At 62.8% G+C, this 4,421-nt stretch carries 3 protein-coding genes; 2 read left to right on the top strand and 1 reads right to left on the bottom strand.

The features are described from left to right. Together EOA22_RS25335 and EOA22_RS25330 are read left to right on the top strand one after the other, a co-directional pair. Window positions 1–1,838, top strand: a 1,838-nt coding sequence (locus EOA22_RS25335) for an aminomethyltransferase family protein (RefSeq protein WP_127390293.1), incomplete at its 5' end; no start/stop codon positions are given. Between the two features lie 389 nt (window positions 1,839–2,227). Next, entirely contained in the window at window positions 2,228–3,937 is a 1,710-nt protein-coding gene (locus tag EOA22_RS25330) for an APC family permease (RefSeq protein ID WP_127390292.1), read from the top strand. 68 nt (window positions 3,938–4,005) lie between these two features. Here EOA22_RS25330 and EOA22_RS25325 read toward each other — a convergent pair. Next, window positions 4,006–4,421, bottom strand: a 416-nt coding sequence (locus EOA22_RS25325; RefSeq protein WP_164755807.1) for an efflux RND transporter permease subunit, incomplete at its 5' end; no start/stop codon positions are given.

Here is a 4,421-nt window from a genome sequence, read left to right as displayed (position 1 = left end):
AATCGGTATTGGCTGATCCGCTTGCCGACCCGGTGCTCGATTTGCGCGTCCATTCGGCGACCGCGGAGGCCTATTTCGTTGGGGCTGGCGACTATCTGCAGATCATCGATGTCGACGGGCGCCAATGCACCGATTTCCAGTGCTTTTCGGCGCGCAAGCTGGACAGGGGACTGGATCATCCGCTCGACGTGACGACGACGCGCACGCTCATGGGTGCGAGCTACCCGATGCCCGGCCTGCATTCCAAATACTATGACCAGGACATGGAGCCGCTGGTCGAGGTGGTGCAGGACACATGCGGCCGGCACGACGCCTTCGCGCTCGCCTGCGCCGCCAAATATTACGACGACATCGGCTATCCCGGACACACCAACTGTTCGGAGAATTTCAACGGCGCTCTGGCCGGCAAGGGCGTCAATCCCCGCGCGGGCTGGATGGCGATCAACTTCTTCTTCAACACGGCGATCGACGCGCATGGCGTCATGGTGTCCGACGAGCCGTGGTCGCGGGCGGGCGACTATGTGCTGCTCAGGGCGCTCACCGACATCGTTTGCGTTTCCTCCGCCTGCCCCGACGACACGACGCCGGCCAATGGCTGGAACCCGACCGACATCCATGTGCGGACCTATTCCGGCCAGCACAAATTCTCGCGAGCGATCGCCAGACGCATGACGCCCGATTCGGAACCGAAAATGACCCGCGAGACCGCTTTTCATTCGAGCTTTGCCAAGCACACCCGCAACTTTCAGGAGTACAAGGGCTATTGGCTCGCCAATTCCTTCGCCAAGGACGGGCCGATCGCCGAATACTGGGCCTGCCGCCAAGACGCGGTGATCATGGACCTGTCGCCGCTGCGCAAGTTCGAGGTCACCGGCCCGGATTCCGAAGCGCTGCTGCAATACACGCTGACCCGCGACGTCAAGAAGCTTGGCGTTGGCCAGGTGGTCTATTCGGCCATGTGCTACGAGCATGGCGGCATGATTGATGACGGCACCCTGCTGCGGCTGGGCAAGGACAATTTCCGCTGGGTCGGCGGCGACGATCTGTCTGGCGAGTGGCTGCGCGAGACGGCGACAAAACTCGGCCTCAATGTCCTTGTGCGTTCCTCCACCGACCAGATGCACAATGTCGCCGTGCAGGGACCGAAGAGCCGCGACATCCTCAGGGAGGTGATCTGGACCTCGCCGCTGCAGCCGTCGATCGACGAACTCGAATGGTTCCGCTTCGCCGTCGCCCGCATTGGTGGCGGCAACGGCATTCCGGTCGTCGTCTCGCGCACCGGCTATACCGGCGAGCTCGGCTACGAGATCTGGTGCCATCCGCGCGACGCCGAAAAAGTCTTCGACGCCATCTGGGAAGCCGGCCAGCCTCACGGGCTGAAGCCGATGGGACTGCAGGCGCTGGACATGGTGCGCATCGAGGCCGGGTTGATCTTCGCCGGATACGAATTTTCCGACCAGACCGATCCGTTCGAGGCCGGCATCGGCTTCACCGTGCCGCTGAAGAGCAAGACCGACGATTTCGTCGGCCGCGAGGCGCTGATCCGCCGCAAGGAGCACCCGCAGACGAAGCTGGTCGGTCTCGACATCGACGCCAATGTCGACGTCGGCCATGGCGATTGCGTGCATGTCGGCCGTGCCCAGATCGGCGTGGTCACGTCAGGCATGCGCTCGCCGGTGCTGAACAAGACCATCGCGCTGGCCAGGCTCGATGTCACCCATTCGGCTGTCGGTACCGAGGTCGAGATCGGCAAGCTCGACGGCCATGCCAAGCGGCTGCCGGCGCGAGTCGTCGCCTTCGCCCACTACGATCCGCAAAAGACCAAACCGCGTTCCTGACGGCCCTTCCCTCCCAAGACAGTGAGGCCGTGCTGCAGTTCGTGATAGGAATTTTTTCTTGACCTGCTGAGGGCAGCTATGCTACATATTCGTCCATGGTGCTGATTTGCGCCGCGACCCGCCTCCGGCGGGTTTTCGCTTCCTGACCCTTGGTCCTTTTCCGAACAATCCCACCGCGGCAGTGTGAAGCCGACATGTTTCGCAAGCGTGATGTGCACGGCGCGACAAATCGCTTGACCTGAAAGCGCGCCGGATCAATCTTCACTGTTAAGAAAAAAATGCGACTGAGTGGAAACACCGACAGCCGCCCAAAGCATGCGTCGATGATGAAGCCTCGCGAAGTCGCGGCCGTCACGAACGGGGAACATCAAAATGGGGAACAAAGACATATGAGCACGATAACGACTGTCCTGGAGCCGCTTGCCGAAGGCAAGTTGCACCGAAATATCGACTGGCGCGGCGCCTTCTGGGTGGCGAGCGGCGTGCCGGCCCTGGTCCTGTTCTCGATCGGCGGCATTGCCGGCACGACCGGCACGCTGGCCTTCGCGATCTGGATCTTCTCCATGATCATGGGCTTCCTGCAATCCTTCACCTATGCCGAAATCGCCGGCCTGTTTCCGAACAAGTCGGGCGGCGCGTCGATCTACGGCGCCACCGCCTGGCTGCGCTATTCCAAGTTCATCGCGCCGCTGTCTGTCTGGTGCAACTGGTTCGCCTGGTCGCCGGTGCTGTCGCTCGGCTGCTCGATCGCCGCCGCCTACATCCTCAACGCGCTGGCGCCAGTGCCGCTGTTCACCGAAACCTCACCCGATGTCGTCGCCTATATCGCCGCGCATGCCGGGACGAGTGCCGCCGACGCCATCACAGCGGTGACCGCGGCGGCGACGCCGGCAATCCGCAACTGGACGCTTTACAGCCACACGCTGGGACCGGTCTCGTTCACCTTCAACGCGACCTTCTTTATCGGCGCAGTGCTGATGCTGATCATCTTTGCGATCCAGCATCGCGGCATTCTCGGCACCGCCAATGTGCAGAAATATATCGGCCTCTTGGTCATCGTCCCGATGCTGATCGTCGGCGTGGTGCCGATCGTCACCGGCCAGATCAACTGGGCGAATTTTTCGCCGCTGGTGCCGCTGGCCGCAGCCTACGCGCCCGAGCCCGGTGCCTGGAACATCGCCGGCTGGACGCTGGTGCTTGGTGGTATGTTCATCGCCGCCTGGTCGACCTACGGCTTCGAGACCGCCGTCTGCTACACATCCGAGTTCAAGAACCCCGGCACCGACACGTTCAAGGCGATTTTCTATTCCGGCCTTCTGTGCATGCTGCTGTTCATCCTGGTGCCGTTCACCTTCCAGGGCGTGCTTGGCCTCAACGGTATGCTGGCGACGCCGATCGTCGACGGCTCCGGGGTCGCCGACGCGCTGGCCGGCATGGTCGGCGGCGGCGCGCTAGTCCACAGCCTGTTGGTGATGCTGATGATCCTGGCGCTGGTGCTGTGCATCATGACGGCCATGGCCGGCTCTTCGCGTACGCTCTACCAGGGCTCGGTCGACGGCTGGCTGCCGCGCTATCTCAGCCATGTCAACGAACATGGTGCGCCGACACGGGCAATGTGGACCGATCTCGTCTTCAACCTGATCGTGCTGGCCATCGCCTCGGCCGACGCGACGAGCTTCTTCTTCATCCTCGCCGTGTCGAATTGCGGTTACATCATCTTCAACTTCCTCAACCTCAACGCCGGCTGGATCCACCGCATCGACAACGGCCATATCGCACGGCCCTGGAAGGCGCCGAGCTGGCTGCTCGGGATCGGGGCGATCTTCGCCTATGTCAACGCGATCTTCATGGGCGCCGGTGCCAAGGTATGGAACCCGATGGCGCTGTGGGCCGGCCTGATCACGGCAGCGCTGATCATCCCGGTGTTCTGCTTCCGACACTACATTCAGGACAAGGGCAAGTTCCCCGACCACATGCTGGCCGATCGCGGCATGACGGGGGCCGACCTCTCGGTCAAAAAGGCGGGCATGCTGCCCTATCTGACGCTGGTCGCCGGCGTGGTGGTGATGCTGCTCGCCAACTGGTTCTTCGTCATCTGACCTCATAAAAATAAAAAGGATCGGGCGCGCTTCGGCGCGCCCGATCCTTTTCGACTGGCGTGATCGATCTATTCGGCGGCCAGCGCCAATTGCGGCTTTTCGGCTTCCTGGCTCAGTTCCAGATCGTCCGTCCGTCCCTCCGCCCCGCGCTTTTTCGGCTCCCGGCCGAAGAACAGGGCGTAACCGGCCGGCAGGACCAGGATGGTCAGCACCGTGGCAACCAGGATGCCGCCCATCATGGCGTAGGCGAGCGGACCCCAGAAGACGCCGCGCGAGATCGGGATCAGCGCCAGCACCGCCGTCAGCGCCGTCAGCGTGATCGGCCGGAAACGGCGAACGGCCGAACCGATGATGGCCTCGTAGCGGTCCATGCCCGCGGCGATGTCCTGGTCGATCTGGTCGACCAGGATGATCGAGTTGCGCATGATGATGCCGAGCAGCGCGATGACGCCGAGAATGGCGACGAAGCCGAACGGCGCACCGC

This window comes from Mesorhizobium sp. M7A.F.Ca.US.014.04.1.1 (assembly GCF_003998745.1).
GTDB classification, from domain to species: Bacteria; Pseudomonadota; Alphaproteobacteria; order Rhizobiales; family Rhizobiaceae; genus Mesorhizobium; species Mesorhizobium ciceri.
The sequence above is the reverse complement of the archived record's forward strand: the minus strand, read 5'-3'. Positions and strand labels throughout refer to the sequence as shown.